A 26,846-nucleotide genomic window follows, 5' to 3' on the forward strand; every position below is an offset into this window, starting at 1 on the left:
GCCTGCTACGCATCCGGTCGTGTCCCCAGCCCCATTGCCTGTCGGGCAAACCAGCGTTTGGCCGGTGGCAGCAGGTCGAGGCCGAGCAAGCCGATGTTGCGACCCAGGGACACCAGCGGCTGGGTACTGCCGAACAGGCGCGTGACCTGATCGGAGAAGCCCACGGTGAGGTCCTGGTCGAGACGCTGACGTTCGCGATAGGCCTGCAAGGTGGCAAAGTCGCCCAAGGGTTTTTCGCTGGCGAGCAAGGCATCGGCCAGGGCCTGGGCATCGCGCAGGGACAGGTTGAACCCCTGGCCGGCAATCGGATGCAGGCTGTGCGCCGCGTTACCGAGAATCGCCAGATGCGGGCGCACCTGTTCCTCGGCCTCGACCAGTGTCAGCGGATACAGGTGTCGTGCACCGACCTGTTTCAATGTACCGAGGCGATAACCGAAGACGTCCTGCAATTCACTGAGGAAACTGCGCTCATCAAGGGCCGCCAGGCGCTGTGCGTCCATGCCCAGGCGAGTCCAGACCAGTGCACAACGGTTTTCCGGCAGCGGCAGCAACGCCATCGGGCCTTCGTCGGTGAAACGCTCGAAGGCCATGCCGTTGTGGGCCTCGCTCGGGGTGATGTTGGCGATCAGCGCACTCTGGTTGTAAGGACGCTTGCGGATGCCGATCCCCAACTGCTCGCGCAGGCCGGAACGGCCGCCATCGGCGAGCACCGCGAGGTCGCACTCAAGGGTGGTTTCATCGTTGAGGGTCAGGCGATAGCCGTCAGTCAACGGCTCCATGCGGGTGACTTCCGCCGGGCAGCGCCAGCTGATCACGTCCTTGTCCAGGCCTTGCCACAGGCATTGGCCGAGCCAGGCGTTTTCAACGACATAACCCAGCGCTGGAACCCCCTCTTCCATCGCCGACAACCGCGCCGTCGAGAATCGACCACGGTCGGAAACATGAATCTGCTTGATCGGTTCGGCGCGGCGCGAAACTTCCTGCCAGACGCCCAGGCGTTGATAAATCTGCCGCGAGCCAAAGGACAGCGCCGAAGAACGGGCATCGTAACTCGGTTGATACGTATCCCCCGGGGCGAACGGCTCGATCAGCACGATCTTCCAGCCTCGGGCCTTGGCGCCGGCCTGCAAGGCCAGCGCCAGACTCGCACCGACCAGCCCGCCACCGATGATTGCCAGGTTGACTCGACTCATGCCGCTTGTGTCCGTGCTTGCGCCATCAGGGCCTCGATTTCGCTGACGGTTTTCGGCACGCCGCCCGTCAATATTTCACAGCCGGTTCTGGTGACCACTACGTCGTCCTCGATGCGCACGCCAATGCCACGCCATTTCTTCGCCACGCTCTGGTTGTCCGGAGCAATGTAGATCCCCGGCTCCACGGTCAACGCCATGCCGACCTCCAGTACGCGCCACTCGCCGCCGACCTTGTATTCGCCGACATCGTGCACATCCATGCCCAGCCAATGGCCGGCGCGGTGCATGTAGAACGCCTTGTAGGCTTCGCTGGCGATCAGTTCGTCAACCTCACCCTGGAGCAACCCCAGCTTGACCAGCCCGGTCGTGATGACCCGGACCGTGGCCTCGTGCGCCTGGTTCCAGTGTTTGTTCGGGGCGATTTCGGCAAAGGCGGCTTCCTGGGAGGCCAGCACCAATTCGTAAATCGCTTTCTGTTCCGCTGAATACTTGCCGCTGACCGGAAAGGTCCGGGTGATGTCGCTGGCGTAGCAGTCGATTTCGCACCCGGCGTCGATCAGCACCAGGTCCCCGTCCTTGAGCAACGCGTCATTCTGCTGGTAATGCAGGATGCAGCTGTTGCGCCCCGCCGCGACGATCGACCCGTAGGCCGGCATCTTCGCCCCGCCCTTGCGGAATTCGTAATCGAGCTCGGCTTCCAGGCTGAATTCGTGCAACCCGGCGCGACAGGCCTGCATCGCCCGTACGTGCGCCTGGGCGGAAATCCGCGCCGCCTCGCGCATCACTTTCACTTCTGCCGCCGATTTATACAGGCGCATGTCGTGCAGCAGATGATCCAGGGCAACGAATTCGTTCGGCGGCTGGGCACCGAGGTTGGCCTTGGAGCGGATCACGTTGATCCATTCCATCAGGTGGCGATCGAATTCGGGGTTGCTGCCCATGGCCGAGTACACCCGGTCACGGCCTTCGATCAGGCCCGGCAGGATGTCGTCGATATCGGTGATGGGGAAGGCGTCGTCGGCGCCGAAGTCGCGAATCGCGCCTTCCTGCCCGGCACGCAGGCCATCCCACAATTCGCGCTCGGCGTTGCGCTCGCGGCAGAACAGGATGTATTCGCCATGCACGCGCCCCGGCATCAGCACCAGTACGGCCTGGGGCTCGGGAAAACCGCTGAGGTACTGGAAGTCGCTGTCCTGGCGGTAGACGTGCTCGACGTCGCGGTTACGAATGGCCACCGCGGCGGCGGGCAGGATGGCGATGCTGTTGGGTTCCATCTGCGCCATCAGGGCCTTGCGGCGACGGCTGTATTCCGATTTCGGGATGTGGATCATGGGCAGATGGCGTTCCCTGGCAAACGATTAGTGCAGCGACGGTTTGGCGGCGGCCGGCACGTCTTTCTTGGTCTCGGAGAACAGCAACAGCGGCGCGACGCGCAGGTACTCCATGACTTCCATATAGTCGTTTTCGCCGTCGTCGGACTCTTCCAGGGCGTCTTGCACCTGGGAAATGGCCGCCAGATCCTGCAGCACTTCGGTGGCCTCGGTGCTCAGGGCACTGCTGTCACGGCAGTTCAGGCCGAAACCGCTGAGGAAACCCTGGCACCATTGGCCCAGTGCGGCGGCACGTTCGGTGAGCGGAGCGTCGTCGGACGGCAGCAGCAGAACGACGGTCACGTCATCGCCGGTGAGCTCGCCCTTGACCATTTCCTGCAGGCCGATCAAGGCGCTGCGAACGTTATCCTGAGGCTCGTTTTCGAGCAGTTCGGCGGCATCGATCAGCCAGCCTTCGGCGTCGAAACCGGCACCGGCGCAGCTGCGGCCGAGCAGCAGGCCGTGCAGTTCGGCAGGCGAGACGTTGTGGCCGCTGGAAGTCAGCAGGGTGGCGAAGCCTTGGTACGGGGAATTCTGAATGGTCATGGGCAGCTAGGCGCCAGACGGCGCTATGTCTAGAATGAAGGCCTTGTATCCTACATCGACTACCCCTGTAGGAGCGAGCTTGCTCGCGATGAACCCGAGAACGCCGTGGATTGTCAGGGACCCAGTGTTATCGTTGGCGACCATCGCGAGCAAGCTCGCTCCTACAGTCCATCACCCATCAGACAGTGAAGACAATGGAAGACACCGACCTGCAAGCGCTGATGGCCAGACTCGAACTGCTGATTACCCGAGTCGAGCAACTTAAGAGTCAAAACGGACTCTTACTAGCTCAGGAAAAGACCTGGCGCGAGGAACGCGCGCATCTCATTGAAAAAAACGAAATCGCCCGGCGTAAGGTCGAGTCGATGATTTCGCGCCTCAAGGCCCTGGAGCAAGACTCATGAGTTCAAGCAATAGCGTCACCGTGCAGATTCTCGACAAAGAGTATTCGATCATCTGCCCTCAGGAAGAGCGCAGCAACCTGGTCAGCGCCGCCCGTTATCTGGACGGCAAGATGCGCGAGATCCGCAGCAGCGGCAAAGTCATCGGCGCCGACCGTATCGCCGTGATGGCTGCGCTGAACATCACCCACGACCTGCTGCACAAGGAAGATCGCCCGGATGTTCAGGTCAGCGGCTCGACCCGTGAGCAGGTTCGCGACCTGCTCGATCGCGTCGATCTGGTCCTCGCGACCGATCCGGACGTCACCAAAGGCTGATTCGCGTCGCCGCTTGCGGTATACTGCCATCACTCCCTGGGGTGTTTGCCAGTTGGCGATGTCCCTGAGCCGATTTGCTATACCCTGGAGGTTGCACGTTGGGCTGGTGTGCATGTCCGCTAGACGGAAAGCCTTAAAGCCTACTGCATCTTCCACCTTGAACTTTCGGGTTCAAGGGCTAAGTCGACAGCGACACATTCGGGGAGCCTGATTCCAGTCCAATGCCGGTTTAAATACCGGCATTGGCGTTTTTGCGGGTACGCTTTGTGTATCCGTCCTGCCGAAGTCCAAATCCATGACCGAACCTGCGCTGCTTCCCCGCCCGCAACTTCGACGCATGCTGCGCAAGGCCCGTCGCGCACTGACACCCAGTCAGCAGCGCCAGGCCGCTCGCGGGCTGTACAAGCAATTGGCCCAGCAACCGCTGTTCCGCCGTGCCAGACACATCTCGCTCTATCTGCCCACCGACGGTGAAATTGATCCGCGCCTGTTGCTGCGTGCCGCACAGCGCCGGGGCAAGGCCACCTATCTGCCGGTGCTGAGTGCCTGGCCGCGAACCAAAATGGTGTTCCAGCGCATCCGGCCAGGGGAGAAACTCAAACCCAACCGCTTCCGCATTCTCGAACCACGGGCCAACCTCGCCCGGCAGCGCAGGATCTGGGCGCTGGACCTGGTGTTGTTGCCATTGGTGGGGTTTGACGATGTTGGCGGACGCCTGGGGATGGGCGGCGGCTTCTATGATCGAAGCCTGGCTTACCTGGCGCGCCGCAATGACTGGCGCAAGCCGACGCTGTTGGGGCTGGCCCATGAGTGTCAAAAGGTGGAGCGATTGGCTCAGGCGAGCTGGGATGTGCCGCTGCAGGGAACGGTGACGGACAAGGCCTGGTATTACGCAGGCTAGGCGTCACTTCGATCAGCGACGCCGGGACAACGGGTCAGCGCTTGAAGGCTGTCGACTGTTGCTGCAATTGGGCGAGTTCGACCGGCGCATCGGTCTTGCTGGCCCACAGGCTTTGGGCATAGCCGGTGGTCACGACGCCAAGGCCAAACAAAATGACCAAAATCCATAGTAAATCCGGTTTGCGTTTCATCGATTGCCCCCCAAAGGCAGATCTACACGATGACAGCAGCGGTTTCCGTTTGTAGGCCGTGCAGCAGCGTCAAGCTTTAAAGGCCGGCATTTTGCGACAACGTGAACCGCTGCGCAAATGCTGACGTCAACCGACTGTCGGTTTGTCATAAAATTGCCGAAAAGCGGCTCAATCACCCCGCAAGGAGCAAAAGACATGGCCTATTGGCTGATGAAATCCGAGCCCGACGAACTCTCGATCAAGGGGTTGGAAAAGCTCGGCAAAGCGCGCTGGGACGGGGTTCGAAACTACCAGGCACGCAACTTCCTGCGGGCCATGGCCGTGGGGGATGAGTTTTTTTTCTATCATTCCAGCTGCCCGGAGCCGGGCATCGCCGGCATCGGCAAGATTGTCGAATCCGCGTATCCGGACCCGACGGCGCTGGAACCTGAAAGTCATTACTACGACCCAAAGGCAACGGCGGAGAAAAACGCCTGGAGCGCGATCGATGTCGCCCATGTCGAGACGTTTGCCCGGGTGCTGAAGCTGGATTACCTGAAGCAGCAGACGGCGCTGGCCGAATTGCCGCTGGTGCAGAAAGGTTCGCGGCTGTCGGTGATGCCGGTGACGCCGGAGCAGTGGGCGGCGGTGATTGCCTTAAAGCCTTGAGTCGTTCATCGCCTGGACTGGCCTCTTCGCGAGCAAGCCCGCTCCCACAGTGGCTTCTGGTGCTCACAAAATTTGTGTTCACCGCTAATCCTTGTGGGAGCGGGCTTGCCCGCGATAGGGCCGGCCCAGGCAACAGAGTTTTTACTGGATAATGAGGTTGTTGAACAAAAGATCCTCAACCACCGGCTTGCCGGTTTCGTCGTTCATCACTTGCTGAGTCTGTTTCAGGGCTTCCTGACGCAGCTTTTCCTTGGCCTCGACATTGTTCATCGTCTCGGTGGTCTGCTGGGCGAACAGCGCGACCAATTGATTGCGGATCAGGGGTTCATTGGCCTTCACCGCCTTGGCAGCCTCGTCACCGGTCACCCGCAACGCCACATCGGCCTTGTAGACTTTCAGTTTCGGCGTGCCGTCCAGGCCGTAGTTACCCACGAACGGTGGACTCAGTGTGATGTAACTGACCTTCGGAGCTGTATCTTCTTTGGCTTCTTCGGCCATCGCTGCCACAGGCAGGGACAGGGCCAGCAACAACATGATCCACGCTTTCACAATTCACTCCTTATCCGGTTTGCGGCCTAGCATAACGACCCGCCATGCAAGCACAAGCTTATGGCTGACTATCAGGGCCGGGCATGCTCGTTGACCCTTCGACCCACACACCTACACTTATCGGCCATCACTCCCAAAGGAATAGCCCTGATGAAAGCCGTGCTGTGCAAAGCCTTCGGCCCTGCCGAATCGCTGGTGCTGGAAGACGTCGCCAGTCCTGTCGCGAAGAAGAATGAAATCCTGCTGGACGTGCACGCCGCCGGGGTCAATTTCCCCGACACGCTGATCATCGAGGGCAAGTACCAGTTCAAGCCGCCCTTCCCGTTTTCCCCGGGTGGGGAAGCGGCCGGCGTGGTCCGCGAAGTCGGCGAGAAGGTCAGCCACCTGAAAGTCGGTGACCGGGTCATGGCCCTGACCGGCTGGGGCAGCTTTGCCGAACAGGTCGCCGTTCCGGGCTACAACGTGTTGCCGATTCCGCCCTCCATGGACTTCAACACCGCTGCCGCCTTCAGCATGACCTACGGCACCTCGATGCACGCCCTCAAGCAGCGCGGCAACCTGCAACCGGGCGAAACCCTGCTGGTGCTGGGGGCTTCCGGCGGTGTCGGCCTGGCGGCGGTGGAAATCGGCAAAGCCATGGGTGCCCGGGTGATTGCCGCAGCCAGCAGCGCGGAAAAGCTCGCCGTAGCCAAGGCCGCCGGCGCCGATGAACTGATCAACTACAGCGAAACCAGCCTCAAGGACGAAATCAAGCGCCTGACCGACGGCCAAGGCGCCGACGTGATCTACGACCCGGTGGGCGGCGACCTGTTCGACCAGGCTATCCGCGCAATTGCCTGGAACGGCCGCCTGCTGGTGGTCGGCTTCGCCAGCGGGCGCATCCCCGAACTACCGGTCAACCTGGCGCTGCTCAAAGGCGCGGCGGTGCTCGGCGTATTCTGGGGTTCCTTCGCCCAACGCCAGCCGCAGGACAACGCGGCGAACTTCCAGCAGCTGTTTGGCTGGTTTGCCGAAGGCAAGCTGAAGCCGCTGGTGTCGCAGGTGTATCCGCTGGGTAATGCGGCGCAGGCGATCAATGACCTTGGCCAGCGTAAAGCTGTCGGGAAAGTGGTGGTGCAGGTTCGCTGAACCCGGCAAAGGGCCCGGACCTCTGGGTCCAGGCTCTTTTCCTACAGTAACTGGCGGATATCCTCCGGCAAAAACCTTACATACCTGGAACCCGGGTTGTTCGAACATTGCCTGATAATGATCGGCACCTGCCTGTTCATATCAGCGATCAATGACAGACGCCGCTCGGTCGGCAGTGTTGCCGTGGAAAACGCGTTCGACAGATAAGCCCGGACGTAATGGAACGCGGCGGAATCGATCCACTCGTACTCCGGGGCACGCGCCAGCGCCGCATTGAGATCGCGACATCTCAATGCCTTGAGCCGCTGGTTGAGATGCAACGGTAGATACACATCGAACCCAAATATCATCGGCGCAATGACTTCCTGCTCCTCAGGCTTGCCACCCTCAACGGTCCATGGCTTGAAGCGCCACTTCGCTATGGCGACCCGGGCCGCCTCGGCGAAATCGGGGTGATCGCTTTGCAAAATGCTCACCTTGCTGACCGAGCCATTGGCATGTGCCACGAACCTGACCCGGACATTACCGGTGATTCCAGCCCGGTGCAGCGCCGGTGGGTAAATCGGCTTGGGGGTGTTTTCCGGTATCAGGAACACCTCTCCTGCGCTGCTTTCAACAGACACAACAAACAACAGCACCACGAATACAAGCCACCGCATCCTCCTCTCCCCCGCACCTGAAACGCCATAACTGGCTGTACGGCCAAGGTTAAAGCTCAAGGGTGCGGCACTGAAGGTCACGGCTTCCGGTAACAGAGCAGGACATTTCCCAAAGAATTGCCCTACCCGGGACGGATCAGTCGCGTAAAGCATGGGTGAGTAACGCTTCCTACAACGCCCTTCACTTACACCTGAGCGACATGTTCATAAAGGAACACGCGATATCCAACATTTCCGCTTTTTTGCCGATGAGAACCGGTGCTATTTTCGGTAACGAAACTGTAACATTCGCATCCGCAGTCAAAACAAGAAATTTGGAGCTCTTGAATGTTTGCTTTCTTTCGTCCTGCCGCACATCAGGCTCCATTGCCTGAAGAAAAAATAGACAGCACCTATCGACGCCTGCGCTGGCAGATCTTCGCCGGCATCTTCATTGGCTATGCCGGTTACTACCTGCTGCGCAAGAACTTCTCCCTGGCCATGCCCTACCTGATCGACGAGGGTTACTCCCGCGGTCAACTGGGGCTGGCGATGTCCGCCATCGCGATTGCCTATGGCCTGTCGAAGTTCCTCATGGGCCTGGTGTCCGACCGTTCCAACCCGCGTTTCTTCCTGCCGTTCGGACTGTTGGTGTCGGCCGGGGTGATGTTCATTTTCGGTTTCGCGCCCTGGGCGACATCCAGCGTGACCATGATGTTCATTCTGCTGTTCCTCAACGGCTGGGCGCAGGGCATGGGTTGGCCGCCGAGTGGCCGGACCATGGTGCATTGGTGGTCGCAGAAGGAACGTGGCGGCGTGGTGTCGGTGTGGAACGTGGCGCACAACGTCGGCGGCGGCCTGATCGGCCCACTGTTCCTGATCGGCATGGGCCTGTTCAATGACTGGCATGCGGCGTTCTACGTGCCGGCAGCGGTGGCACTGGCGGTAGCGGTGTTTGCCTTTGTGACCATGCGCGACACCCCGCAATCGGTTGGCCTGCCGCCGATCGAGCAGTACAAGAACGACTATCCAGAGGGCTACGATGCCAGCCACGAAGAGGAATTCAGCGCCAAGGAAATCTTCGTCAAATACGTGCTGCGCAACAAAATGCTCTGGTACATCGCCATGGCCAACGTCTTTGTCTATCTGCTGCGCTACGGCGTGCTGGACTGGGCACCGACCTACCTCAAGGAAGCCAAGGGCTTCACCGTGGATAAAACCTCGTGGGCGTATTTCTTCTACGAGTGGGCAGGTATACCGGGCACGCTGCTGTGCGGCTGGATGTCGGACAAGATCTTCCGTGGCAACCGCGGCCTGACCGGCATGGTGTTCATGGCGCTGGTGACGGTCGCGACGCTGGTTTACTGGCTCAACCCGGCCGGCAACCCGATGATCGACATGATCGCGCTGCTTTCCATCGGCTTCCTGATCTATGGCCCGGTCATGCTGATCGGCCTTCAGGCGCTGGAGCTGGCCCCGAAGAAGGCGGCCGGTACGGCGGCGGGCTTCACCGGCCTGTTCGGTTACCTGGGCGGTTCGGTCGCAGCCAGTGCAGCAATGGGCTACACCGTGGACCATTTCGGTTGGGACGGCGGTTTCGTGCTGCTGGTGGGCGCCTGCCTGCTGGCGATGGCCTTCCTGGCCCCGACGCTACGCCACAAACAAGTCGCCAGTCAGGGCCGCGAAGCACTCGCTTGATCGGCCTTTGATTTGCAGCGCTTGAGCCGCGCCTCCAGATTCCGGTCTGGCATGGCGTGGCTACGCAGGGCGTGTGCGGTCTGCTCGACATAATCGCGAGTAGTGCCGTAACGCCCGCAAGCGTTTTCGAACACATGGCTCAGCACATGGTCCGGCAGGTTGCCGGCATAGCTGGGCAGATGTCGCTCCAGCACAAACCCCAAGGCCTGAACCTGGCTGCCATCTTCGAGTCGGCAGTTGAGCCAGTGCGGGCGGTAGGAAGGAAATGGCATCTCTCGCTGCCAAAGTGCGTACAGCGACGCTTCGAGTTGCTCTTCGGGCAAGCGATAGGCGAAACCGCTGCAAGAGCCACCGCGATCCAGGCCAAACACCAGGCCGGGCATTTCCGGAGTGCCGCGATGTTCGTGGGACCACAGGTACAACCCGCGATGGTAGCCATGCACCCGGCCGCGAACCCGCTCAACCGCCGTGCATTCAGGCCGCCAGATCAACGAGCCGTAGGCAAACAGCCACACCGGCCCACCCTTGTGACGGGCCATGGTCGACTGCATCGAGCTGAGTAATTGTTCGTGGGTGAGCTGCGGCCCCAGATCGAGCCGCGGAGGGTAAGCCAGATTCAAAAAAGCAGATTCGATGGCGCTCATGGCGAATAGCGTTCAGCTCCCCGCGGGTGAAGAATTACTTAATAGAACGCACGGCTGTAACAATAAGGCACATAAGTTTTAAGGCAATTTGAATGCCATGGCACAGTTCTTAATTAAGTGCCTGAATGGAATATAACCTACCGGCATTTATATAAATTTATAAATACCAATAGGCTATATAGGCAGGAATAAGGATACAAAGCGTAGGAGCTGCCGCAGGCTGCGATCTTTTGATTTTCAAGACAAAGTCAAAAGATCGCAGCCTGCGGCAGCTCCTACAAGGGCAGGATCAGGAGCGAGGCTCAAGAGCGCGGGGCGTAGGCAAATACGTCGGCGCGCATCTGGTGAGCGTCCATTCCCGCTTCCACCAGCGCATCCAGCGTGCCGTAGACCATGGCCGGCGAGCCACTGGCGTAGACATGCAGGGCCTTGAGATCGGGAAAGTCTTCACAGACCGCTTCATGCAACATGCCGCAGCGCCCTTCCCAACCGCATTGATCGCTGACGACCTTGTGCAGGAACAGGTTGGGCAATTTCAGCCATTCGTTCCAATGCTCGACTTGATAAAAGTCCTCTGGACGACGCACGCCCCAATACAAATGCACCGGATGCTTGAAACCCGTGGCCCGGCAATGTTCGATCAGGCCGTGGATCTGGCCCATGCCGGTGCCGGCGGCGATCAGCACGAGAGGGCCGTCCGGCAACTCCTCCAGGTGGGTATCGCCAAACGGCAACTCGACCCGCACCATGCTGTTGCGCTGGAGCTGCTCGATCAGGCTCAGCGCACTGGATTCGCGCGCCAGTACGTGGATTTCCAGGTCGCGCCCCGCATGCGGTGCCGAGGCGAGGGAGAAGGCGGATTTTTCGCCATTCTCGCGTTCGATCATCAGGTACTGCCCGGCGTGATAACGCGGCGGTTTGCCGGCCGGAGCCCGCAGACGCACGCGCCAGGTGTCGCCGCCCACGTCCTTGCACTCAATGACCTGACACGACACGCTGCGCACTGGCAGTTCTCCCAAGGCGAGCACGCCATCCCACAGCACGATGCAGTCTTCCAGCGGCTCCGCTATGCAAGTGTAGAACTCGCCATGATCACGCACATTGCCGGCCTGCTCGACCCGACCTTCCACCAGCAGCGCCGCGCACACGTGGCAATTGCCGTTGCGGCAACTTTGCGGGCATTCGTAGCCCAGTCGTCGCGCGCCATCGAGAATCCGCTCGCCGGGCAATATCTCAAGCACTGCTCCGGAGGGCTGCAAGGTTACACGCATCAATCTATTCCTAACTGATTCCAGATGGCATCGATCCGCTGGGTCACCGCATCGTCCTTGACGATGACACGGCCCCACTCACGGGTGGTTTCGCCCGGCCATTTATGCGTGGCATCAAGGCCCATTTTCGACCCCAGGCCGGACACCGGTGAAGCGAAGTCCAGGTAGTCGATCGGCGTGTTCTCGATCATCACCGTATCGCGCTTGGGGTCCATGCGCGTGGTGATGGCCCAGATCACGTCGTTCCAGTCCCGGGCGTTGATATCGTCGTCGGTGACGATAACGAACTTGGTGTACATGAACTGTCGCAAAAACGACCAGACACCCAGCATTACCCGCTTGGCATGGCCCGGGTACGACTTTTTCATGGTCACGACGGCCATGCGGTACGAGCAACCTTCGGGTGGCAGGTAGAAATCGGTGATCTCCGGGAACTGCTTCTGCAGGATCGGCACGAACACTTCGTTCAGCGCGACGCCGAGAATCGCCGGCTCATCCGGCGGACGGCCGGTGTAGGTGCTGTGGTAGATCGGCTTGATCCGGTGGGTAATGCGCTCGACGGTGAACACCGGGAAGCTGTCGACTTCGTTGTAGTAACCGGTGTGGTCGCCGTACGGGCCTTCATCGGCCATCTCGCCCGGATGGATCACGCCTTCAAGGATGATTTCGGCGGTGGCTGGCACTTGCAGGTCATTGCCGCGGCATTTCACCAACTCGGTGCGGTTACCCCGCAACAGGCCGGCGAAGGCGTATTCGGAAAGGCTGTCGGGCACCGGGGTCACGGCGCCGAGGATGGTTGCCGGGTCTGCGCCCAATGCAACGGCAACAGGAAAGGGCTGGCCCGGATGCTTTTCGCACCACTCGCGATAATCCAGCGCACCGCCACGGTGGCTCAGCCAGCGCATGATGACTTTATTGCGGCCAATCACCTGCTGACGATAGATACCGAGGTTCTGTCGGTCCTTGTTCGGCCCCTTGGTGACGGTCAGGCCCCAGGTGATCAGCGGCGCGACGTCGCCTGGCCAGCAGGTCTGCACCGGCAACTTCGCGAGGTCAACATCGTCGCCTTCGATGACCACTTCCTGGCAGATCGCGTCTTTGACCACCTTGGGCGCCATCGAGATGATCTTGCGGAAGATCGGCAGCTTGGACCAGGCGTCCTTCAGGCCTTTCGGCGGCTCTGGCTCCTTGAGGAACGCCAGCAGCTTGCCGATCTCGCGCAGTTCGCTGACCGCTTCGGCGCCCATGCCCAGTGCTACTCGCTCAGGCGTACCGAACAGGTTGCCGAGCACCGGAATGTCAAAACCCGTGGGCTTTTCGAAAAGCAGGGCCGGGCCTTTGGCGCGCAAGGTGCGGTCGCAGACCTCGGTCATTTCCAGTACTGGGGACACCGGAACCTGAATGCGCTTGAGTTCGCCGCGCTGTTCCAGCCCGCTGATAAAGTCGCGCAAGTCGCGATACTGCATGCGTAAGCCTCGTGTTTGGCCGTGGCGTTCGGGGCAGGCAGTTTAGCGCCGAACCCTTCGGTTCAGAACCACGAACTGCCACCTGATCAAAAATCGGATAGCAAAAAGCCGGGTTTCCCCGGCTTTTTGTGCCTGCTCGACTTACTTGCGTTTCATCGACAGGAAGAACTCATCGTTGGTCTTGGTCGTTTTCAGCTTGTCGACCAGGAACTCGATGGCAGCCACTTCATCCATCGGATGCAGCAGCTTGCGCAGGATCCACATGCGCTGCAGCTCGTCGTCGGCGGTCAGCAACTCTTCGCGGCGGGTGCCGGAACGGTTGATGTTGATGGCCGGGAATACGCGCTTTTCAGCGATGCGGCGATCCAGAGGCAGTTCCATGTTGCCGGTGCCTTTGAATTCCTCGTAGATCACTTCGTCCATCTTCGAGCCGGTCTCAACCAGCGCGGTGGCGATGATGGTCAGCGAGCCGCCTTCTTCGATGTTCCGCGCGGCGCCGAAGAAACGTTTCGGTTTCTCCAGGGCGTGAGCATCGACACCACCGGTCAGTACCTTGCCGGAGCTCGGGATCACGGTGTTGTAGGCACGGGCCAGACGGGTGATGGAGTCGAGCAGGATCACCACGTCTTTCTTGTGTTCGACCAGGCGCTTGGCCTTCTCGATCACCATTTCGGCAACCTGCACGTGGCGGGTTGGCGGCTCGTCGAATGTCGAGGCAACCACTTCGCCGCGCACGGTGCGCTGCATTTCGGTTACTTCTTCCGGACGTTCGTCGATCAGCAGCACGATCAGATGAACTTCAGGGTTGTTACGCGCGATGTTCGCGGCAATGTTCTGCAGCATGATCGTCTTGCCCGCTTTCGGCGGAGCAACGATCAGACCGCGCTGGCCTTTACCGATCGGGGCGCACAGGTCGATGACACGACCGGTCAGGTCTTCGGTGGAACCGTTACCGGCTTCCATCTTCATGCGCACGGTCGGGAACAGCGGGGTCAGGTTCTCGAAGAGAATCTTGTTTTTCGCGTTTTCCGGACGGTCGAAGTTGATCGTGTCGACCTTGAGCAGCGCGAAATAACGCTCGCCTTCCTTTGGAGGGCGGATCTTGCCAACGATGGTGTCACCGGTGCGCAAGTTGAAACGACGGATCTGGCTCGGCGAGACGTAGATATCGTCTGGACCGGCGAGATAGGAAGCGTCAGCGGAGCGCAGGAAGCCGAAGCCGTCCTGGAGAATCTCCAGCACGCCATCACCGGAGATTTCCTCACCGCTTTTCGCGTGCTTCTTGAGCAGGGAGAAAATCACGTCCTGCTTGCGCGAACGGGCCATATTTTCTATGCCCATCTGTTCGGCCAATTCGAGCAGTTCGGTAATCGGCTTTTGCTTGAGTTCAGTCAGATTCATATAGGAATGACGTAATCATTTATGGAGGGGGGAAATTAAGCTTTTGGCTTAATGAGGCCGCGCCGCAGAGAAGGCGACAGGATCGCGTACTTATTCGAAAAGGAGTGCGTCGGCGACGGCTAGCAGGGGGCAATGGAGAAACCAGTGCGGGGCCGAATGTACCACCTGAGTTTAGGAGCGTCTAGCCCTGAATACGCAAAAAGCCCCGCTATTTGCGGGGCTTTTTCAGGACACTTTGCAACGACGCTTAGATGTTGGCGTCGAGGAAAGCAGCCAGTTGCGACTTCGACAGTGCGCCGACCTTGGTCGCTTCAACGTTGCCGTTCTTGAACAGCATCAGGGTCGGGATACCACGCACGCCATGCTTGGCCGGGGTTTCCTGGTTTTCGTCGATGTTCAGTTTGGCGACGGTCAGCTTGCCTTTGTAGGTCTCGGCAATTTCGTCCAGAACAGGAGCGATCATTTTGCAAGGGCCGCACCACTCAGCCCAGTAATCGACCAGTACAGCGCCTTCAGCCTTGAGTACGTCGGCCTCGAAGCTAGCGTCGCTAACGTGTTTGATAAGATCGCTGCTCATGGAATTCTCCAGGGTTGTAAGCAAAAAAACGTGGCCCATCATAGCTGCCCTTCCCTCGTTCAGGAAGGTGCAGTTGATTGAGTCTCGCTATGGTGTTCCATGAGTTTGGGTATAGCCCGGGTCACACCGTGGCGGGAGCGACGAAGGCAATTCCGGTGCGCAACGCCGCGTTGCGCACGTGCTCGTGCATGGCTTTTTGCGCGGCGCCAGAGGCTCGGCGAGCCAGCGCGCGAAGGATCTTGCGGTGCTCCTGCCAGGTTTCCATGGCCCGCTCGGCCCGGATGAACGGTAGTTTCTGGCTTTCCAGGAAGATATCGGCGCTGGCGGTGAGGATACTCAACATTGCCTGATTGCCGCTGGCCAGCAGGATGCGCCGGTGGAATTCGAAGTCCAGGCGCGCCGCCGCTTCGAAATCAGCGGCCTTGAGTTCGTTGCGCATGGCGGCGACATTGTCTTCCAGCGCATCGAGCTCCTCGGTGCTCAAGGTCACGGCCGCCAGCCCCGCGGCAAACCCCTCCAGCGCGTAGCGCAACTGGAAGATATCCAGCGGCGAAGCCTGCGCCGCAAACGGCCAGCCCGCTGCGGCCTCGCCTCGCGGCAGCTCCACCGGCGCCTGCACGAACACGCCTTTGCCCGGCTGGATACTTATGACGCCCAGCGCACTCAGGGACGACAACGCCTCGCGCAAAGAAGCCCGGCTTACGCCCAGCTGGACCGCCAGGTCCCGTTGCGAGGGCAAGGCATCCCCCGGCCCGAAGCCCTGCTCGGTAATCAGTTTGCGGATGGCTTGCAGCGCCACTTCGGGTACGGCGCGGGAGATCGAGTTCATGGTTTTCCAGACGAACCAGGCCAATGTGCGCTCAGTTGTAAAGCTATTCGCGACGCCCGGCAAGTCGTGCCCCATGGGGGTTCGGTGATTTTCACGATTGCGCCATCGGGGTGCGAAACACAACCTGACTGTTCAGACCAGTAAGACCGTTCGACGCCAGCAAAACCGCGCTCTGGCGCCCCCGAGACCCCATGTTGGCATGGCCCATGCTCTGTCGATCGGCAGAAATCACTTCTTGCCGATTTGGAGATTTGCCATGACCCAGCGTTTCAGCGCCCTCCTCGCAGCCCTGTTTGCCAGCCTGATGCTGACCCAGGCACCCGCCCACGCCGACGGTCTGGAGGATGTGGTCAAGCGCGGCGTCCTCAAGGTCGCCGTGCCCCAGGACTTCCCGCCCTTCGGCTCGATCGGTCCGGACATGAAACCCCGTGGCCTCGATATCGACACCGCGAAACTGCTGGCCGACCAGCTCAAGGTCAAACTCGAACTGACCCCGGTCAACAGCACCAACCGCATCCCGTTCCTGACCACCGGCAAGGTCGACCTGGTGATCTCCAGCCTCGGCAAAAACCCCGAGCGGGAAAAAGTCATCGACTTCTCCCGCGCCTATGCGCCGTTCTACCTCGCCGTGTTCGGTCCGCCAGACGCCGACATCAAGACCCTGGATGACCTCAAGGGCAAGACCATCAGCGTCACCCGCGGCGCCATCGAAGACATCGAGCTGACCAAGGTCGCCCCCGAAGGCGTGACCATCAAGCGCTTCGAAGACAACAACTCGACCATCGCCGCGTACCTGGCAGGACAGGTCGACCTGATCGCCAGCGGCAACGTGGTGATGGTCGCGATCAGCGAGAAAAGCCCGAAACGCGTACCGGCGCTGAAAGTGAAACTCAAGGATTCGCCGGTCTACGTCGGTGTGAACAAGAACGAGCCGGCGCTGTTGGACAAGGTCAACCAGATCCTCGTGACCGCCAAGAGCGACGGCGCACTGGAGAAAAACGCCCTCACCTGGCTGAAAGAACCACTGCCGGCCGACCTCTGATCTCGCGCGCAGGAGAGACGTTATGGCTTATCAGTTCGACTTCTTGCCGGTGGTGAACAACACCGATCTGTTGCTGCGCGGTGCGTTGTTCACCCTTGAGCTGACGGCCATCGGCGCGGTGCTCGGCGTGGGGCTGGGCATCGTCGGGGCGCTGGTGCGGGCGTGGAACATCCGGCCTTTCGCGGGGATTTTCGCGGTCTACGTCGAGTTGATCCGCAACACGCCCTTCCTGGTGCAGCTGTTTTTCATCTTCTTCGGCTTGCCGTCCCTGGGCGCGCAGATTTCCGAATGGCAGGCGGCGGTGCTGGCGATGGTGATCAACCTAGGCGCCTATTCGACCGAGATCATCCGCGCCGGCATCCAGGCGATCCCCCGGGGTCAACTGGAGGCCGCGGCGGCGTTGGCGATGACGCGCTTCGAAGCGTTCCGCCATGTGGTGCTGCTGCCGGCACTGGGCAAAGTCTGGCCGGCCCTGAGCAGCCAGATCATCATCGTCATGCTCGGCTCGGCGGTGTGTTCGCAGATCGCTACCGAAGAGTTGAGCTTCGCTGCCAACTTCATTCAATCGCGCAACTTCCGCGCCTTTGAAACCTACGCCCTGACGACCTTGCTCTATCTGTGCATGGCGCTGCTGATCCGCCAGTTGCTGAACTGGATCGGCCACCGCTTCATCGCAAGGAGCAGCCGATGAGCGATTTCACTTTCTGGGACATCGTGCGCAACCTGCTCACCGGCCTGCAATGGACGCTGGCGCTGTCGCTGGTGGCGTTCGTTGGCGGCGGGCTGATCGGCTTGCTGATCATGGTCATGCGCATCTCGGGCAAATCCCTGCCGCGCAGCTTTGCCCGCACCTACATCGAACTGTTCCAGGGTACGCCGCTGCTGATGCAGCTGTTCCTGGTGTTTTTCGGCGTGGCCCTGGCCGGACTGGAAATTTCGCCGTGGATGGCGGCGGCGATTGCCCTGACGCTGTTCACCAGCGCTTACCTGGCGGAGATCTGGCGCGGCTGCGTCGAGTCGATCCCCAACGGCCAGTGGGAAGCCTCGGCGAGCCTGGCGCTGAACCCGCTGGAACAATTGCGCCATGTGATCCTGCCCCAGGCGCTGCGCATCGCCGTGGCGCCGACCGTGGGCTTCTCGGTGCAAGTGGTCAAAGGCACCGCCGTCACCTCGATCATCGGCTTCACCGAGCTGACCAAGACCGGCGGCATGCTCGCCAACGCGACTTTCGAACCCTTCATGGTCTATGGCCTCGTCGCCCTCGGCTATTTCCTGCTCTGCTACCCCCTGTCGCTCAGTGCGCGCTACCTGGAAAGGAGACTGCATGCCTCTGCTTAGAATTTCCGCCCTGCATAAATACTACGGCGACCATCATGTGCTCAAAGGCATCGACCTGAGCATCGAGGAAGGCCAGGTGGTGGCGATCATCGGCCGCAGTGGCTCGGGAAAATCCACCTTGCTGCGCACCCTCAACGGCCTGGAGTCGATCAATGACGGCGTGATCGAAGTCGACGGCGAATACCTCGACGCCGCCCGCGCCGACCTGCGCAGCCTGCGACAGAAAGTCGGCATGGTGTTCCAGCAGTTCAACCTGTTTCCGCACCTGACCGTGGGTGAGAACGTCATGCTGGCGCCGCAAGTGGTGCAGAAGGTGCCAAAGACCAAGGCCGCCGAACTGGCGCGACAGATGCTGGAACGGGTCGGGCTGGGGGAAAAGTTCGATGCCTTTCCGGATCGACTGTCCGGCGGCCAGCAACAGCGGGTGGCGATTGCCCGTGCCCTGGCGATGTCTCCGAAAGTGTTGCTGTGCGATGAAATCACCTCGGCCCTGGACCCGGAGCTGGTCAACGAAGTGCTGAGCGTGGTCCGGCAACTGGCCAGGGAAGGCATGACACTGATCATGGTCACCCACGAAATGCGCTTCGCCCGGGAGGTTGGGGACAAGTTGGTGTTCATGCACCAGGGCAAGGTGCATGAGGTGGGGGATCCGAAAGCATTGTTCGCCAATCCGCAGACGGCGGAGCTGGCGAATTTCATCGGGACCGTGGAAGCAACCACCTGAACCCTTGTAGGAGCTGCCGAAGGCTGCGATCTTTTGATCTTGCTTTTAAAAGATCAAGATCAAAAGATCGCAGCCTTCGGCAGCTCCTACACAAGCTCGAGCAGTGAGTCGGATCAATGCATTGGATCGTGCGCGTTGGCGGCAGCCTTTGATCGTGGCACGATGTCGAGGTTATCGACCGAGACCCCCGACCATGCCGCAATCCCAAGCCAAGAATCTGTCCCTGATCGCCGCAATCGACCTGGGCTCCAACAGCTTTCACATGGTCGTGGCCAAGGCCCAGAACGGCGAAATCCGTATTCTCGAGCGTCTCGGGGAGAAGGTTCAGCTGGCCGCCGGCATCGACGAAGAGCGCCATCTCAACGAAGAATCCATGCAACGCGGGCTCGATTGCCTCAAGCGCTTTGCCCAACTGATCAACGGTATGCCCACGGGTGCCGTGCGCATCGTCGGCACCAACGCCTTGCGTGAAGCGCGCAACCGCGCCGAATTCATCCGTCGCGCCGAAGAAATTCTCGGCCACCCGGTGGAAGTCATTTCCGGTCGAGAAGAGGCGCGCCTTATCTATCTCGGCGTGTCCCACACCCTCGCCGACACCCCGGGCAAGCGTCTGGTGGCCGACATCGGCGGCGGCAGCACCGAATTCATCATTGGCCAGCGCTTCGAACCCCTGCTGCGCGAAAGCCTGCAGATGGGTTGCGTCAGCTACACCCAGCGCTATTTCAAGGACGGCAAGATCACCCCGGCCCGTTACGCCCAGGCGTACACGGCGGCGCGGCTGGAGATCATGAGCATCGAGCACGCCCTGCACCGCCTGACCTGGGATGAAGCCATCGGCTCCTCGGGCACCATCCGCGCCATCGGTCTGGCGCTGAAGGCTGGCGGCCACGGCACCGGCGAGGTCAACGCCGAAGGCCTGGCCTGGCTCAAGCGCAAACTGATGAAGCTGGGCGACGTCGAAAAAATCGACTTCGAAGGTATCAAGCCCGATCGCCGGGCGATCTTCCCGGCGGGCCTGGCGATTCTCGAGGCGATCTTCGACTCCCTCGAACTGCAGCGCATGGATCACTGCGAAGGCGCCCTGCGCGAAGGCGTGCTCTATGACTTGCTCGGCCGCCATCATCACGAGGACGTGCGCGAACGTACCCTCACCTCGCTGATGGAGCGCTACCACGTCGATCAGGAACAGGCGGCACGGGTCGAGCGCAAGGCGTTGCACGCGTTTGACCAGGTGGCCGAAGACTGGGACCTGGAAGACGGCGTCTGGCGCGAACTGCTCGGCTGGGCGGCCAAGGTCCATGAAGTGGGCCTGGACATTGCTCACTACCAGTACCACAAGCACGGCGCCTACCTGATCGAGCACTCGGACCTCGCCGGGTTCTCCCGCGAAGACCAGTTGATGCTCGCGCTGCTGGTACGCGGCCACCGGCGCAACATTCCCAAGGACAAGTTCGCCGAGTTCGGCGACGACGGTATCAAGCTGATCCGCCTGTGCGTGCTACTGCGCTTTGCGATCCTGTTCCACCACATCCGAGGCACTCAGCAAATGCCCCAGGTGGAACTGAACGCCCATGGCAACCACCTGGAAGTGGTGTTCCCGGAGAACTGGCTGGACGAAAACCAGCTGACCCAGGCCGACTTTGAAATTGAAGCGCAATGGCTGACACGGGTCGACATCGTATTGACCGCCCGCTAAACCACCCCCCCCTGTAGGAGCTGCCGCAGGCTGCGATCTTTTGATCTTGATCTTTTAAAAGCAAAATCAAAAGATCGCAGCCTTCGGCAGCTCCTACAGGGGATGGGTCTGGTGCAAATGAAAATGGCGATCCCTGGGGATCGCCATTTTTTTGTCTCAGCGGACCGTGAGGATCGGACTGCCCAAACGCTCCAGCAATGTCGCCTGGGCGCTGCGCGGGTTCTGATTGCCGGTCGGTGTGTTGCGAATGTAACGACCGTCCGGCTGCAGGCTCCAGCTGTGGGTGTTATCGGTCAGATACAGCTCCAGCTCTTTCTTGACCCGCATGATCAGCTTCTTGCCTTCCACCGGGAAGCAAGTCTCGACGCGCTTGTCGAGGTTGCGCTCCATCCAGTCGGCACTGGAGAGGAACATCTGCTCATCACCGCCGTTGAGGAAGTAGAAGACCCGGGTGTGCTCCAGGAAACGGCCAATGATCGAACGCACATGGATGTTGTGGGAAACCCCGGCGATGCCCGGCCGCAGGCAGCACATGCCACGCACCACCAGATCGATGCGCACGCCTGACTGGCTGGCCTTGTACAGCGCGCGGATGATCTTCGGATCGGTCAGCGAGTTGAACTTGGCGATGATGTGCGCCGGTTTGCCGTCGAGGGCGAACTGGGTTTCCCGGGCAATCATGTCCAGCATGCCCTTTTTCAGGGTGAACGGCGCGTGCAACAACTTCTTCATGCGCAGCGTCTTACCCATGCCGATCAACTGGCTGAACAGTTTGCCGACGTCTTCGCACAAGGCGTCGTCGGAGGTCAGCAGGCTGTAGTCGGTGTACAAGCGGGCGTTGCCGGCGTGGTAGTTGCCCGTGCCGAGGTGCGCATAACGCACGATTTCGCCTGCTTCGCGACGCAGGATCAGCATCATCTTGGCGTGGGTCTTGAAGCCGACCACGCCGTAGATCACCACCGCACCGGCCGCTTGCAGTCGGCTGGCCAGTTGCAGGTTGGATTCTTCGTCGAACCGCGCACGCAATTCGATCACCGCCGTGACTTCCTTGCCGTTACGCGCTGCATCCACCAGCGCATCGACGATTTCCGAGTTGGCGCCGGAGCGGTACAGGGTCTGGCGCACCGCCAGCACGTGTGGATCCTTGGCGGCCTGGCGCAGCAGGTCGACCACCGGGGTGAACGACTCGAACGGGTGCAGCAGCAGGATGTCCTGCTTGCTGATCACACTGAAAATGTTCTCGCTGTTCTGCAGCAGTTTCGGGATCTGCGGGGTGAACGGCAGGTATTGCAGCTCGCGCTGGCTGTCCAGGCCGGTGATGCTGAACAGCCGCGTCAGGTTCACCGGACCGTTGACCTGGTACAACTCGGTCTCGCTCAGGTTGAACTGCTTGAGCAGGTAGTCGGACAGGTGTTTCGGGCAAGTGTCGGCCACTTCCAGGCGTACTGCGTCACCGTAGCGACGGGAGAACAGCTCGCCGCGCAAGGCGCGGGCCAGGTCTTCGACGTCTTCGGAGTCCAGCGCGAGGTCGGCGTTGCGGGTCAGGCGGAACTGGTAGCAACCCTTGACCTTCATGCCCTGGAACAGGTCATCGGCGTGAGCGTGGATCATCGACGACAGGAATACATAGTTGTCGCCGGCGCCGCCGACTTCTTCCGGCACCTTGATGATGCGCGGCAGCAAACGTGGCGCCGGGATGATCGCCAGACCGGAGTCGCGACCGAAGGCGTCGATACCTTCAAGCTCGACGATGAAGTTCAGGCTCTTGTTCACCAGCAAGGGGAACGGGTGCGTAGGGTCGAGGCCGATGGGGGTGATGATCGGTGCGATCTCGTCGCGGAAATAGCGGCGCACCCAGGTCTTGAGCTTGGTCGTCCAATTGCGGCGACGGATGAAACGGACCTGATGTTTCTCCAGTTCCGGCAACAGAATGTCGTTGAGGATCGCGTACTGACGGTCGACGTGACCGTGTACCAGTTCGCTGATGCGCGCCAGCGCCTGATGCGGTTGCAGGCCATCGGCGCCCGCCTGTTCACGGGCGAAGGTGATCTGCTTCTTCAGGCCGGCGACGCGAATTTCGAAGAACTCGTCCAGGTTGCTGGAGAAGATCAGCAGAAACTTCAGCCGCTCCAGCAATGGGTAGGACTCGTCCAGCGCCTGCTCCAGCACGCGGATGTTGAACTGCAGTTGCGACAGTTCGCGGTGGATGTACAGGCTGCTGTCATCCAGACCGGGAATGGCCACCGCCGGCGCTGTCGCAGCGGGTTCGACGACCGCCGCGGGCGGAGCTGGCTCCAGCTCCGGCGGGGTCTCGTCGACTTGCTCCACCACAGGTTGAGCGTCTTTTACGGCAACTTCAGTGAGTACTTCGGTATTCATCGAATGTTCCTGGGAGGGCTATTTCTGCTCTCGTAACAATTGAGCGGCACGAACGGCAAAGTACGTCAGGATGCCATCGGCGCCTGCACGTTTGAAAGCGGTCAGCGACTCGAGGATAACCCCTTCGCTCAACCAGCCATTCTGGATCGCCGCCATGTGCATGGCGTATTCGCCGCTGACTTGATAGACAAACGTCGGCACTTTGAATTCTTCTTTGACCCGGCACAGGATGTCGAGGTACGGCATGCCTGGCTTGACCATGACCATGTCCGCACCTTCTGACAAGTCGGCCGCGACTTCGTGCAGGGCTTCGTTGCTGTTGGCCGGGTCCATCTGATAGGAGGCCTTGTTGGCCTTGCCCAGGTTCAGCGCCGAACCGACTGCATCACGGAACGGGCCGTAATAGGCACTGGCGTACTTGGCCGAGTAGGCCATGATCCGCACGTTGACGTGACCGGCCACTTCAAGGGCTTCGCGAATCGCCTGGATGCGACCGTCCATCATGTCCGATGGCGCCACGACCTGAGCGCCGGCTTCGGCGTGGGACAGGGCTTGCCTGACCAGTGCGTCGACGGTGATGTCGTTCTGCACGTAGCCTTCTTCATCAAGAATGCCGTCCTGGCCGTGGGTGGTGAACGGATCCAGGGCCACGTCGGTGATCACGCCCAGCTCTGGGAATTGCGCACGCAGCGCACGGGTGGCGCGCTGGGCGATGCCCTCCGGGTTCCAGGCCTCCTCAGCATCCAGAGACTTGAGTTCCGAAGGCGTCACCGGGAACAGCGCCAGCGCCGGAATCCCCAGTTCGACCCACTTGGCCGCTTCCTCCAGCAACAAGTCGATGGTCAGGCGTTCGACGCCCGGCATCGAAGCCACCGCTTCGCGACGGTTTTCACCGTCCAGAACGAATACCGGCAGGATCAGGTCATCGACGGTCAGGACGTTTTCGCGGACCAATCGACGCGAGAAGTCGTCACGACGGTTGCGGCGCAGGCGGGTTGCGGGGAACAGACGGTTGGCGGGGGTAAAGCTCACGGCAGACTCCTGAGCCCGCGCAGACGGGCGAGCGTGACAGTTATAAGTGCCCATTATGACGAACGTATGACAGTTATGTGCACCCTGCGACGTGTAGCCGCATTCCATTGTCGTTGTAGGAAATGTTCACGTCGAGACACATTTGGACACTTTCCTGAATGTGTCCGAAGGGTTAGGCTGCGCGTTCATTTCGCCAGCACCCAGACAATGCTCCAACAATTTCTGCATGACTTCGGCTACTTTGCCCTTTTTCTAGGCACGTTCTTCGAAGGCGAAACCATCCTGGTACTCGCGGGCTTCCTCGCGTTCCGTGGATACATGGACATCAACCTGGTGGTGGTCGTGGCCTTCTTCGGCAGCTATGCCGGCGACCAACTGTGGTATTTCCTGGGACGCAAGCACGGTCGAAAACTGCTGGCGCGCAAACCGCGCTGGCAGATGATGGGTGACCGGGCGCTGGAACACATTCGCAAGCATCCGGACATCTGGGTACTGAGCTTCCGCTTCGTTTACGGCTTGCGTACGGTCATGCCGGTGGCCATCGGGCTGTCGGGCTATCCGCCGGGGCGTTACCTGCTGCTCAATGGCATTGGCGCGGCGATCTGGGCCGCAGCCCTGGCGGCGGCCGCGTACCATTTCGGCGCAGTGCTCGAAGGCATGCTCGGCAGTGTGAAGAAGTACGAACTTTGGGTGCTCGGCGCCCTGCTGGTCCTGGGCCTCGTGCTGTGGCTGCGCCGGCGCTTCAAGAATGCCCGCCTGGCCAAGCAGGTCTATGCCGACGAGCAGGCCCTGAAAGCTGCGCGGACCAATACCGAAGACCCTACGACGCCAACCGAGTGATGCGGTTTCTGCAACAGTAGAGACCGATGCCGCTCAACAGGCTGTAACTGAGCAGGCCGACCCAGCCCATGGCGCTGGCCGGCCACAGCCCCACCATCGGGGCCAGCCATGCCAATGGCAGATTCGACGCCAGCCGCACCAGCTCCAGCTTCAACGCCCACGGGCGATTCTCCAGGGCCACGCCCAGCACAAACAGACCGAACGCCACCGCTCCCCAGCCCAGCACCAGGGCGGCGACTGACAGCTTCGGTTCGAGATTCATCAAGTAGCTGCCCAGTGCGATATAGACGCAGAACTGCACCACGACGTAGAGCTGCTGTCGTCCGTCCAGCGGCACCTCGAATTTGCGGAACTGGTTCAGGTCCGGCTTGTTCATCGGGTATCTGGCCGCCACGTCCGCCGGGCGCCAGCCCGTGCGCATGAACCAGATCCGCAGCTTGTCCCAGGTGCTTTCGGCACGCCGCGCATCGGCCCACAACTGCGCGTAGAACTGCACGTTCGCCCACACGGGATTCCAGCTCGCCAGCGGCGTGGTCACGCCGAAGACCACCGGCTCGTTGTCGTCTTCTTCCTGGAACGAACCGAACAGACGATCCCAAATAATGAACACGCCGCCGTAGTTGCGATCCATGTAGAGAGCGTTCTGTGCATGGTGAGCCCGATGATTGGATGGCGTGACAAAAAACCATTCGAACCAGCCAAGCTTGGGAATGTGCCGCGTATGCACCCAGAACTGATACAGCAGGTTCAGCGCCGCGACACTGACGAACACCAGCAGCGGCACACCAAACACCGCCATCGGCAGATAGAAGATCCAGCCCAGGAGGAATCCGGTACTGGTCTGGCGCAACGCCGTGGACAGGTTGTAGTCCTCGCTCTGGTGATGCACCGAATGCGCGGCCCAGAGAATGTTGCGCTCGTGGCCCAGGCGATGCAGCCAGTAGTAGCAGAAATCGTAGAGGACGAAGGCAAACACCCAGGTCCAGACGCTGTCGGCCGACAACTCGAACAGCGCCAGATGCTTGAAGGCGAACGCGTAGGTCACCAGTCCAATGCCTTTGGTCAACAGTCCCGTGGTGGTCGACAGCACGCCGGTGCTGATGCTGTTGATCGCGTCAGCCACCCGATAGTTGCTCACCCCGCGCCGACGGTCGGCCAGCAGTTCGAGGGCGATCAGCACAAAGAAGAACGGCACCGCGTACAGAATGAAGTCCATGACGGGCCCTGGTCGGAATCCTGAGGACAAATGCTATGTGTAACTGCGAATTAACCCTATGGCAACGAGTGACAAATTAGTGGACATTTAACGCCATGAATCTGGAGAAAAGCCCATGAGCAAAAAAGTTGCAGTGATCCTTTCCGGTTGTGGCGTGTACGACGGCGCCGAACTCCACGAAAGCGTCATCACCCTGCTGCGCCTGGATCAACGGGGGGCGCAGGTGCAGTGCTTCGCACCGAACATCGCGCAGTTGCATGTAATCAATCACCTGACCGGCGAAGAAATGCCCGAATCGCGCAACGTGCTGGTCGAGTCGGCGCGGATTGCCCGGGGCAACGTCCAGGACATCCGTGACGCGAACGTCGATGACTTCGACGCATTGATCGTGCCCGGCGGCTTCGGCTCAGCCAAGAACCTGTCCAACTTCGCCATCGAAGGCGCCGGCTGCACCGTTCAACCGGATGTCCTGGCCCTGACCGAAGCCTTTGCCGAAGCCGGCAAGCCGGTGGGGTTGATGTGCATTTCCCCTGCCCTGGCGGCCAAGATCTACGGTCCCGGCGTCACCTGCACCATTGGCAATGACACCGACACCGCTGCCGCGATGAACAAGATGGGCGCGACCCATACCGATTGCGCGGTCAGTGACATAGTCGAGGACAAGGCACGCAAACTGGTGAGCACCCCGGCCTATATGCTGGCGCAGTCGATCAGTGAAGTGGCGTCGGGGATCAACAAGCTGGTAGACCGCGTACTGGAACTGACCCACGAAAACGACGCGTAAAAACAAGATCAAAAGATCGCAGCCTGCG

28 protein-coding genes and 1 other RNA gene are annotated in these 26,846 nt (G+C 60.6%); 14 read left to right on the plus strand and 15 right to left on the minus strand.

The annotated features are described in order from the left end of the window. Positions 1-5 precede the first annotated feature (5 nt). The 3 genes from ubiH to ACEN83_RS29185 are packed head-to-tail and all read right to left on the minus strand — an operon-like array spanning position 6 to position 3,109. Positions 6-1,193, minus strand: coding sequence for a 2-octaprenyl-6-methoxyphenyl hydroxylase (ubiH, locus tag ACEN83_RS29175; RefSeq protein WP_495579044.1), 1,188 nt, complete (start codon positions 1,191-1,193; stop codon positions 6-8). Beyond that, positions 1,190-2,524 carry a Xaa-Pro aminopeptidase gene (gene pepP, locus ACEN83_RS29180; protein ID WP_095964284.1) on the minus strand — a complete coding sequence of 445 codons (1,335 nt, stop codon included), beginning with the start codon at positions 2,522-2,524 and terminating at the stop codon, positions 1,190-1,192. The genes ubiH and pepP overlap by 4 nt, the downstream gene beginning before the upstream one ends. A gap of 27 nt (positions 2,525-2,551) precedes the next feature. After that, positions 2,552-3,109 (minus strand): YecA/YgfB family protein, encoded by a 558-nt coding sequence (locus tag ACEN83_RS29185; protein WP_495579045.1) that lies wholly within the window; start codon positions 3,107-3,109, stop codon positions 2,552-2,554. 194 nt (positions 3,110-3,303) lie between these two features. Here ACEN83_RS29185 and ACEN83_RS29190 point away from each other — a divergent pair, with 194 nt between their 5' ends. The 4 genes from ACEN83_RS29190 (at position 3,304) to ACEN83_RS29205 (ending at position 4,728) form a co-directional block, all read left to right on the plus strand. Then, on the plus strand, positions 3,304-3,513 hold the full coding sequence (locus ACEN83_RS29190) for a TIGR02449 family protein (protein WP_007982902.1): 210 nt from the start codon (positions 3,304-3,306) through the stop codon (positions 3,511-3,513). Further along, positions 3,510-3,827, plus strand: coding sequence for a cell division protein ZapA (locus tag ACEN83_RS29195; protein WP_007978902.1), 318 nt, complete (start codon positions 3,510-3,512; stop codon positions 3,825-3,827). Before ACEN83_RS29190 ends, ACEN83_RS29195 begins: the two co-directional genes overlap by 4 nt. A 30-nt stretch (positions 3,828-3,857) precedes the next feature. Continuing rightward, a non-coding RNA gene (gene ssrS / locus ACEN83_RS29200) (6S RNA) lies at positions 3,858-4,036 on the plus strand. Between the two features lie 86 nt (positions 4,037-4,122). Beyond that, positions 4,123-4,728, plus strand: a complete 606-nt coding sequence (locus tag ACEN83_RS29205; protein WP_007978899.1) for a 5-formyltetrahydrofolate cyclo-ligase — start codon at positions 4,123-4,125, stop codon at positions 4,726-4,728. A gap of 34 nt (positions 4,729-4,762) precedes the next feature. Here the strand turns inward: ACEN83_RS29205 and ACEN83_RS29210 are convergent, their stop codons facing one another. Further along, positions 4,763-4,918 carry a hypothetical protein gene (locus tag ACEN83_RS29210; protein ID WP_007978897.1) on the minus strand — a complete coding sequence of 52 codons (156 nt, stop codon included), beginning with the start codon at positions 4,916-4,918 and terminating at the stop codon, positions 4,763-4,765. 195 nt (positions 4,919-5,113) lie between these two features. On the opposite strand from ACEN83_RS29210, the gene ACEN83_RS29215 reads away from it, so the two are divergent. Next, positions 5,114-5,566 carry an EVE domain-containing protein gene (locus tag ACEN83_RS29215; protein ID WP_495579046.1) on the plus strand — a complete coding sequence of 151 codons (453 nt, stop codon included), beginning with the start codon at positions 5,114-5,116 and terminating at the stop codon, positions 5,564-5,566. Positions 5,567-5,707: 141 nt separating this feature from the next. Here the strand turns inward: ACEN83_RS29215 and ACEN83_RS29220 are convergent, their stop codons facing one another. Further along, positions 5,708-6,115 carry a flagellar basal body-associated protein FliL gene (locus ACEN83_RS29220; RefSeq protein WP_116579704.1) on the minus strand — a complete coding sequence of 136 codons (408 nt, stop codon included), beginning with the start codon at positions 6,113-6,115 and terminating at the stop codon, positions 5,708-5,710. Positions 6,116-6,265: 150 nt separating this feature from the next. Here ACEN83_RS29220 and ACEN83_RS29225 point away from each other — a divergent pair, with 150 nt between their 5' ends. Next, a complete protein-coding gene (locus tag ACEN83_RS29225) occupies positions 6,266-7,243 on the plus strand; it encodes an NADPH:quinone oxidoreductase family protein (protein ID WP_007978892.1) in 978 nt (325 codons plus the stop codon). A 41-nt stretch (positions 7,244-7,284) separates the two neighbouring features. Here ACEN83_RS29225 and ACEN83_RS29230 read toward each other — a convergent pair whose 3' ends face one another. After that, positions 7,285-7,902, minus strand: coding sequence for an energy transducer TonB (locus ACEN83_RS29230; protein WP_495579047.1), 618 nt, complete (start codon positions 7,900-7,902; stop codon positions 7,285-7,287). A gap of 327 nt (positions 7,903-8,229) precedes the next feature. Between ACEN83_RS29230 and glpT the strand changes: the two genes are divergently transcribed. After that, entirely contained in the window at positions 8,230-9,579 is a 1,350-nt protein-coding gene (gene glpT / locus ACEN83_RS29235; protein WP_495579048.1) for a glycerol-3-phosphate transporter, read from the plus strand. Here the strand turns inward: glpT and ACEN83_RS29240 are convergent. The 6 genes from ACEN83_RS29240 to ACEN83_RS29265 all read right to left on the minus strand — a co-directional run bounded on the left by ACEN83_RS29240 (position 9,555) and on the right by ACEN83_RS29265 (position 15,767). Then, positions 9,555-10,223 (minus strand): gamma-glutamylcyclotransferase, encoded by a 669-nt coding sequence (locus ACEN83_RS29240; RefSeq protein ID WP_007978886.1) that lies wholly within the window; start codon positions 10,221-10,223, stop codon positions 9,555-9,557. The genes glpT and ACEN83_RS29240 overlap by 25 nt on opposite strands. A 302-nt stretch (positions 10,224-10,525) precedes the next feature. After that, positions 10,526-11,494 carry a CDP-6-deoxy-delta-3,4-glucoseen reductase gene (locus ACEN83_RS29245; protein WP_095964290.1) on the minus strand — a complete coding sequence of 323 codons (969 nt, stop codon included), beginning with the start codon at positions 11,492-11,494 and terminating at the stop codon, positions 10,526-10,528. Next, on the minus strand, positions 11,494-12,960 hold the full coding sequence (gene ubiD / locus ACEN83_RS29250) for a 4-hydroxy-3-polyprenylbenzoate decarboxylase (protein WP_116579709.1): 1,467 nt from the start codon (positions 12,958-12,960) through the stop codon (positions 11,494-11,496). The genes ACEN83_RS29245 and ubiD overlap by 1 nt, the downstream gene beginning before the upstream one ends. Positions 12,961-13,101: 141 nt before the next feature. Next, on the minus strand, positions 13,102-14,361 hold the full coding sequence (gene rho / locus ACEN83_RS29255) for a transcription termination factor Rho (RefSeq protein ID WP_003206716.1): 1,260 nt from the start codon (positions 14,359-14,361) through the stop codon (positions 13,102-13,104). Between the two features lie 247 nt (positions 14,362-14,608). Continuing rightward, positions 14,609-14,938, minus strand: coding sequence for a thioredoxin TrxA (gene trxA, locus ACEN83_RS29260; protein ID WP_003206727.1), 330 nt, complete (start codon positions 14,936-14,938; stop codon positions 14,609-14,611). 121 nt (positions 14,939-15,059) lie between these two features. Beyond that, positions 15,060-15,767, minus strand: coding sequence for a FadR/GntR family transcriptional regulator (locus ACEN83_RS29265; protein ID WP_495579049.1), 708 nt, complete (start codon positions 15,765-15,767; stop codon positions 15,060-15,062). A 256-nt stretch (positions 15,768-16,023) separates the two neighbouring features. Between ACEN83_RS29265 and ACEN83_RS29270 the strand changes: the two genes are divergently transcribed. The 5 genes from ACEN83_RS29270 (at position 16,024) to ppx (ending at position 20,567) form a co-directional block, all read left to right on the plus strand. After that, entirely contained in the window at positions 16,024-16,809 is a 786-nt protein-coding gene (locus ACEN83_RS29270; RefSeq protein WP_495579050.1) for a transporter substrate-binding domain-containing protein, read from the plus strand. Positions 16,810-16,831: 22 nt separating this feature from the next. Continuing rightward, on the plus strand, positions 16,832-17,500 hold the full coding sequence (locus ACEN83_RS29275; RefSeq protein ID WP_223456506.1) for an amino acid ABC transporter permease: 669 nt from the start codon (positions 16,832-16,834) through the stop codon (positions 17,498-17,500). Further along, a complete protein-coding gene (locus ACEN83_RS29280) occupies positions 17,497-18,147 on the plus strand; it encodes an amino acid ABC transporter permease (protein WP_116579711.1) in 651 nt (216 codons plus the stop codon). The genes ACEN83_RS29275 and ACEN83_RS29280 overlap by 4 nt, the downstream gene beginning before the upstream one ends. After that, complete coding sequence (locus tag ACEN83_RS29285) at positions 18,134-18,871, plus strand: amino acid ABC transporter ATP-binding protein (RefSeq protein ID WP_495579051.1); 738 nt, start codon at positions 18,134-18,136, stop codon at positions 18,869-18,871. Before ACEN83_RS29280 ends, ACEN83_RS29285 begins: the two co-directional genes overlap by 14 nt. 193 nt (positions 18,872-19,064) lie before the next feature. Continuing rightward, positions 19,065-20,567: an exopolyphosphatase gene (gene ppx / locus ACEN83_RS29290; RefSeq protein ID WP_007978868.1), complete on the plus strand. Its 1,503-nt coding sequence runs from the start codon at positions 19,065-19,067 to the stop codon at positions 20,565-20,567. Positions 20,568-20,723: 156 nt separating this feature from the next. Here the strand turns inward: ppx and ppk1 are convergent, their stop codons facing one another. Together ppk1 and hemB are read right to left on the minus strand one after the other, a co-directional pair. Beyond that, entirely contained in the window at positions 20,724-22,946 is a 2,223-nt protein-coding gene (gene ppk1 / locus ACEN83_RS29295; RefSeq protein ID WP_116579714.1) for a polyphosphate kinase 1, read from the minus strand. A gap of 18 nt (positions 22,947-22,964) precedes the next feature. Next, positions 22,965-23,978, minus strand: coding sequence for a porphobilinogen synthase (hemB, locus tag ACEN83_RS29300; RefSeq protein ID WP_007978864.1), 1,014 nt, complete (start codon positions 23,976-23,978; stop codon positions 22,965-22,967). A gap of 207 nt (positions 23,979-24,185) precedes the next feature. Here hemB and ACEN83_RS29305 point away from each other — a divergent pair, with 207 nt between their 5' ends. Continuing rightward, a complete protein-coding gene (locus ACEN83_RS29305; RefSeq protein WP_104450239.1) occupies positions 24,186-24,818 on the plus strand; it encodes a DedA family protein in 633 nt (210 codons plus the stop codon). On the opposite strand, the gene ACEN83_RS29310 is transcribed toward ACEN83_RS29305, so the two are convergent. After that, a complete protein-coding gene (locus ACEN83_RS29310; protein WP_495579052.1) occupies positions 24,799-26,034 on the minus strand; it encodes a sterol desaturase family protein in 1,236 nt (411 codons plus the stop codon). The two genes, ACEN83_RS29305 and ACEN83_RS29310, sit on opposite strands and share 20 nt — an antisense overlap. Before the next feature lie 115 nt (positions 26,035-26,149). On the opposite strand from ACEN83_RS29310, the gene elbB reads away from it, so the two are divergent. Continuing rightward, positions 26,150-26,818, plus strand: a complete 669-nt coding sequence (gene elbB, locus ACEN83_RS29315; RefSeq protein WP_429394991.1) for an isoprenoid biosynthesis glyoxalase ElbB — start codon at positions 26,150-26,152, stop codon at positions 26,816-26,818. Positions 26,819-26,846 lie beyond the last annotated feature (28 nt).

Source organism: Pseudomonas sp. Pseusp49 (assembly GCF_059491875.1).

Excerpts from the sequence above, each read along its gene's own strand:
- ubiH (WP_495579044.1), bottom strand. The coding sequence starts at position 1,193 with ATGAGTCGAGTCAACCTGGCAATCATCGGTGGCGGGCTGGTCGGTGCG.
- pepP (WP_095964284.1), bottom strand. The coding sequence starts at position 2,524 with ATGATCCACATCCCGAAATCGGAATACAGCCGTCGCCGCAAGGCCCTG.
- ACEN83_RS29185 (WP_495579045.1), bottom strand. The coding sequence starts at position 3,109 with ATGACCATTCAGAATTCCCCGTACCAAGGCTTCGCCACCCTGCTGACT.
- ACEN83_RS29190 (WP_007982902.1), top strand. The coding sequence starts at position 3,304 with ATGGAAGACACCGACCTGCAAGCGCTGATGGCCAGACTCGAACTGCTG.
- ACEN83_RS29195 (WP_007978902.1), top strand. The coding sequence starts at position 3,510 with ATGAGTTCAAGCAATAGCGTCACCGTGCAGATTCTCGACAAAGAGTAT.
- ACEN83_RS29205 (WP_007978899.1), top strand. The coding sequence starts at position 4,123 with ATGACCGAACCTGCGCTGCTTCCCCGCCCGCAACTTCGACGCATGCTG.
- ACEN83_RS29210 (WP_007978897.1), bottom strand. The coding sequence starts at position 4,918 with ATGAAACGCAAACCGGATTTACTATGGATTTTGGTCATTTTGTTTGGC.
- ACEN83_RS29215 (WP_495579046.1), top strand. The coding sequence starts at position 5,114 with ATGGCCTATTGGCTGATGAAATCCGAGCCCGACGAACTCTCGATCAAG.
- ACEN83_RS29225 (WP_007978892.1), top strand. The coding sequence starts at position 6,266 with ATGAAAGCCGTGCTGTGCAAAGCCTTCGGCCCTGCCGAATCGCTGGTG.
- ACEN83_RS29230 (WP_495579047.1), bottom strand. The coding sequence starts at position 7,902 with ATGCGGTGGCTTGTATTCGTGGTGCTGTTGTTTGTTGTGTCTGTTGAA.
- glpT (WP_495579048.1), top strand. The coding sequence starts at position 8,230 with ATGTTTGCTTTCTTTCGTCCTGCCGCACATCAGGCTCCATTGCCTGAA.
- ACEN83_RS29240 (WP_007978886.1), bottom strand. The coding sequence starts at position 10,223 with ATGAGCGCCATCGAATCTGCTTTTTTGAATCTGGCTTACCCTCCGCGG.
- ACEN83_RS29245 (WP_095964290.1), bottom strand. The coding sequence starts at position 11,494 with ATGCGTGTAACCTTGCAGCCCTCCGGAGCAGTGCTTGAGATATTGCCC.
- ubiD (WP_116579709.1), bottom strand. The coding sequence starts at position 12,960 with ATGCAGTATCGCGACTTGCGCGACTTTATCAGCGGGCTGGAACAGCGC.
- rho (WP_003206716.1), bottom strand. The coding sequence starts at position 14,361 with ATGAATCTGACTGAACTCAAGCAAAAGCCGATTACCGAACTGCTCGAA.
- trxA (WP_003206727.1), bottom strand. The coding sequence starts at position 14,938 with ATGAGCAGCGATCTTATCAAACACGTTAGCGACGCTAGCTTCGAGGCC.
- ACEN83_RS29265 (WP_495579049.1), bottom strand. The coding sequence starts at position 15,767 with ATGAACTCGATCTCCCGCGCCGTACCCGAAGTGGCGCTGCAAGCCATC.
- ACEN83_RS29270 (WP_495579050.1), top strand. The coding sequence starts at position 16,024 with ATGACCCAGCGTTTCAGCGCCCTCCTCGCAGCCCTGTTTGCCAGCCTG.
- ACEN83_RS29275 (WP_223456506.1), top strand. The coding sequence starts at position 16,832 with ATGGCTTATCAGTTCGACTTCTTGCCGGTGGTGAACAACACCGATCTG.
- ACEN83_RS29280 (WP_116579711.1), top strand. The coding sequence starts at position 17,497 with ATGAGCGATTTCACTTTCTGGGACATCGTGCGCAACCTGCTCACCGGC.
- ACEN83_RS29285 (WP_495579051.1), top strand. The coding sequence starts at position 18,134 with ATGCCTCTGCTTAGAATTTCCGCCCTGCATAAATACTACGGCGACCAT.
- ppx (WP_007978868.1), top strand. The coding sequence starts at position 19,065 with ATGCCGCAATCCCAAGCCAAGAATCTGTCCCTGATCGCCGCAATCGAC.
- ppk1 (WP_116579714.1), bottom strand. The coding sequence starts at position 22,946 with ATGAATACCGAAGTACTCACTGAAGTTGCCGTAAAAGACGCTCAACCT.
- ACEN83_RS29305 (WP_104450239.1), top strand. The coding sequence starts at position 24,186 with ATGCTCCAACAATTTCTGCATGACTTCGGCTACTTTGCCCTTTTTCTA.
- ACEN83_RS29310 (WP_495579052.1), bottom strand. The coding sequence starts at position 26,034 with ATGGACTTCATTCTGTACGCGGTGCCGTTCTTCTTTGTGCTGATCGCC.
- elbB (WP_429394991.1), top strand. The coding sequence starts at position 26,150 with ATGAGCAAAAAAGTTGCAGTGATCCTTTCCGGTTGTGGCGTGTACGAC.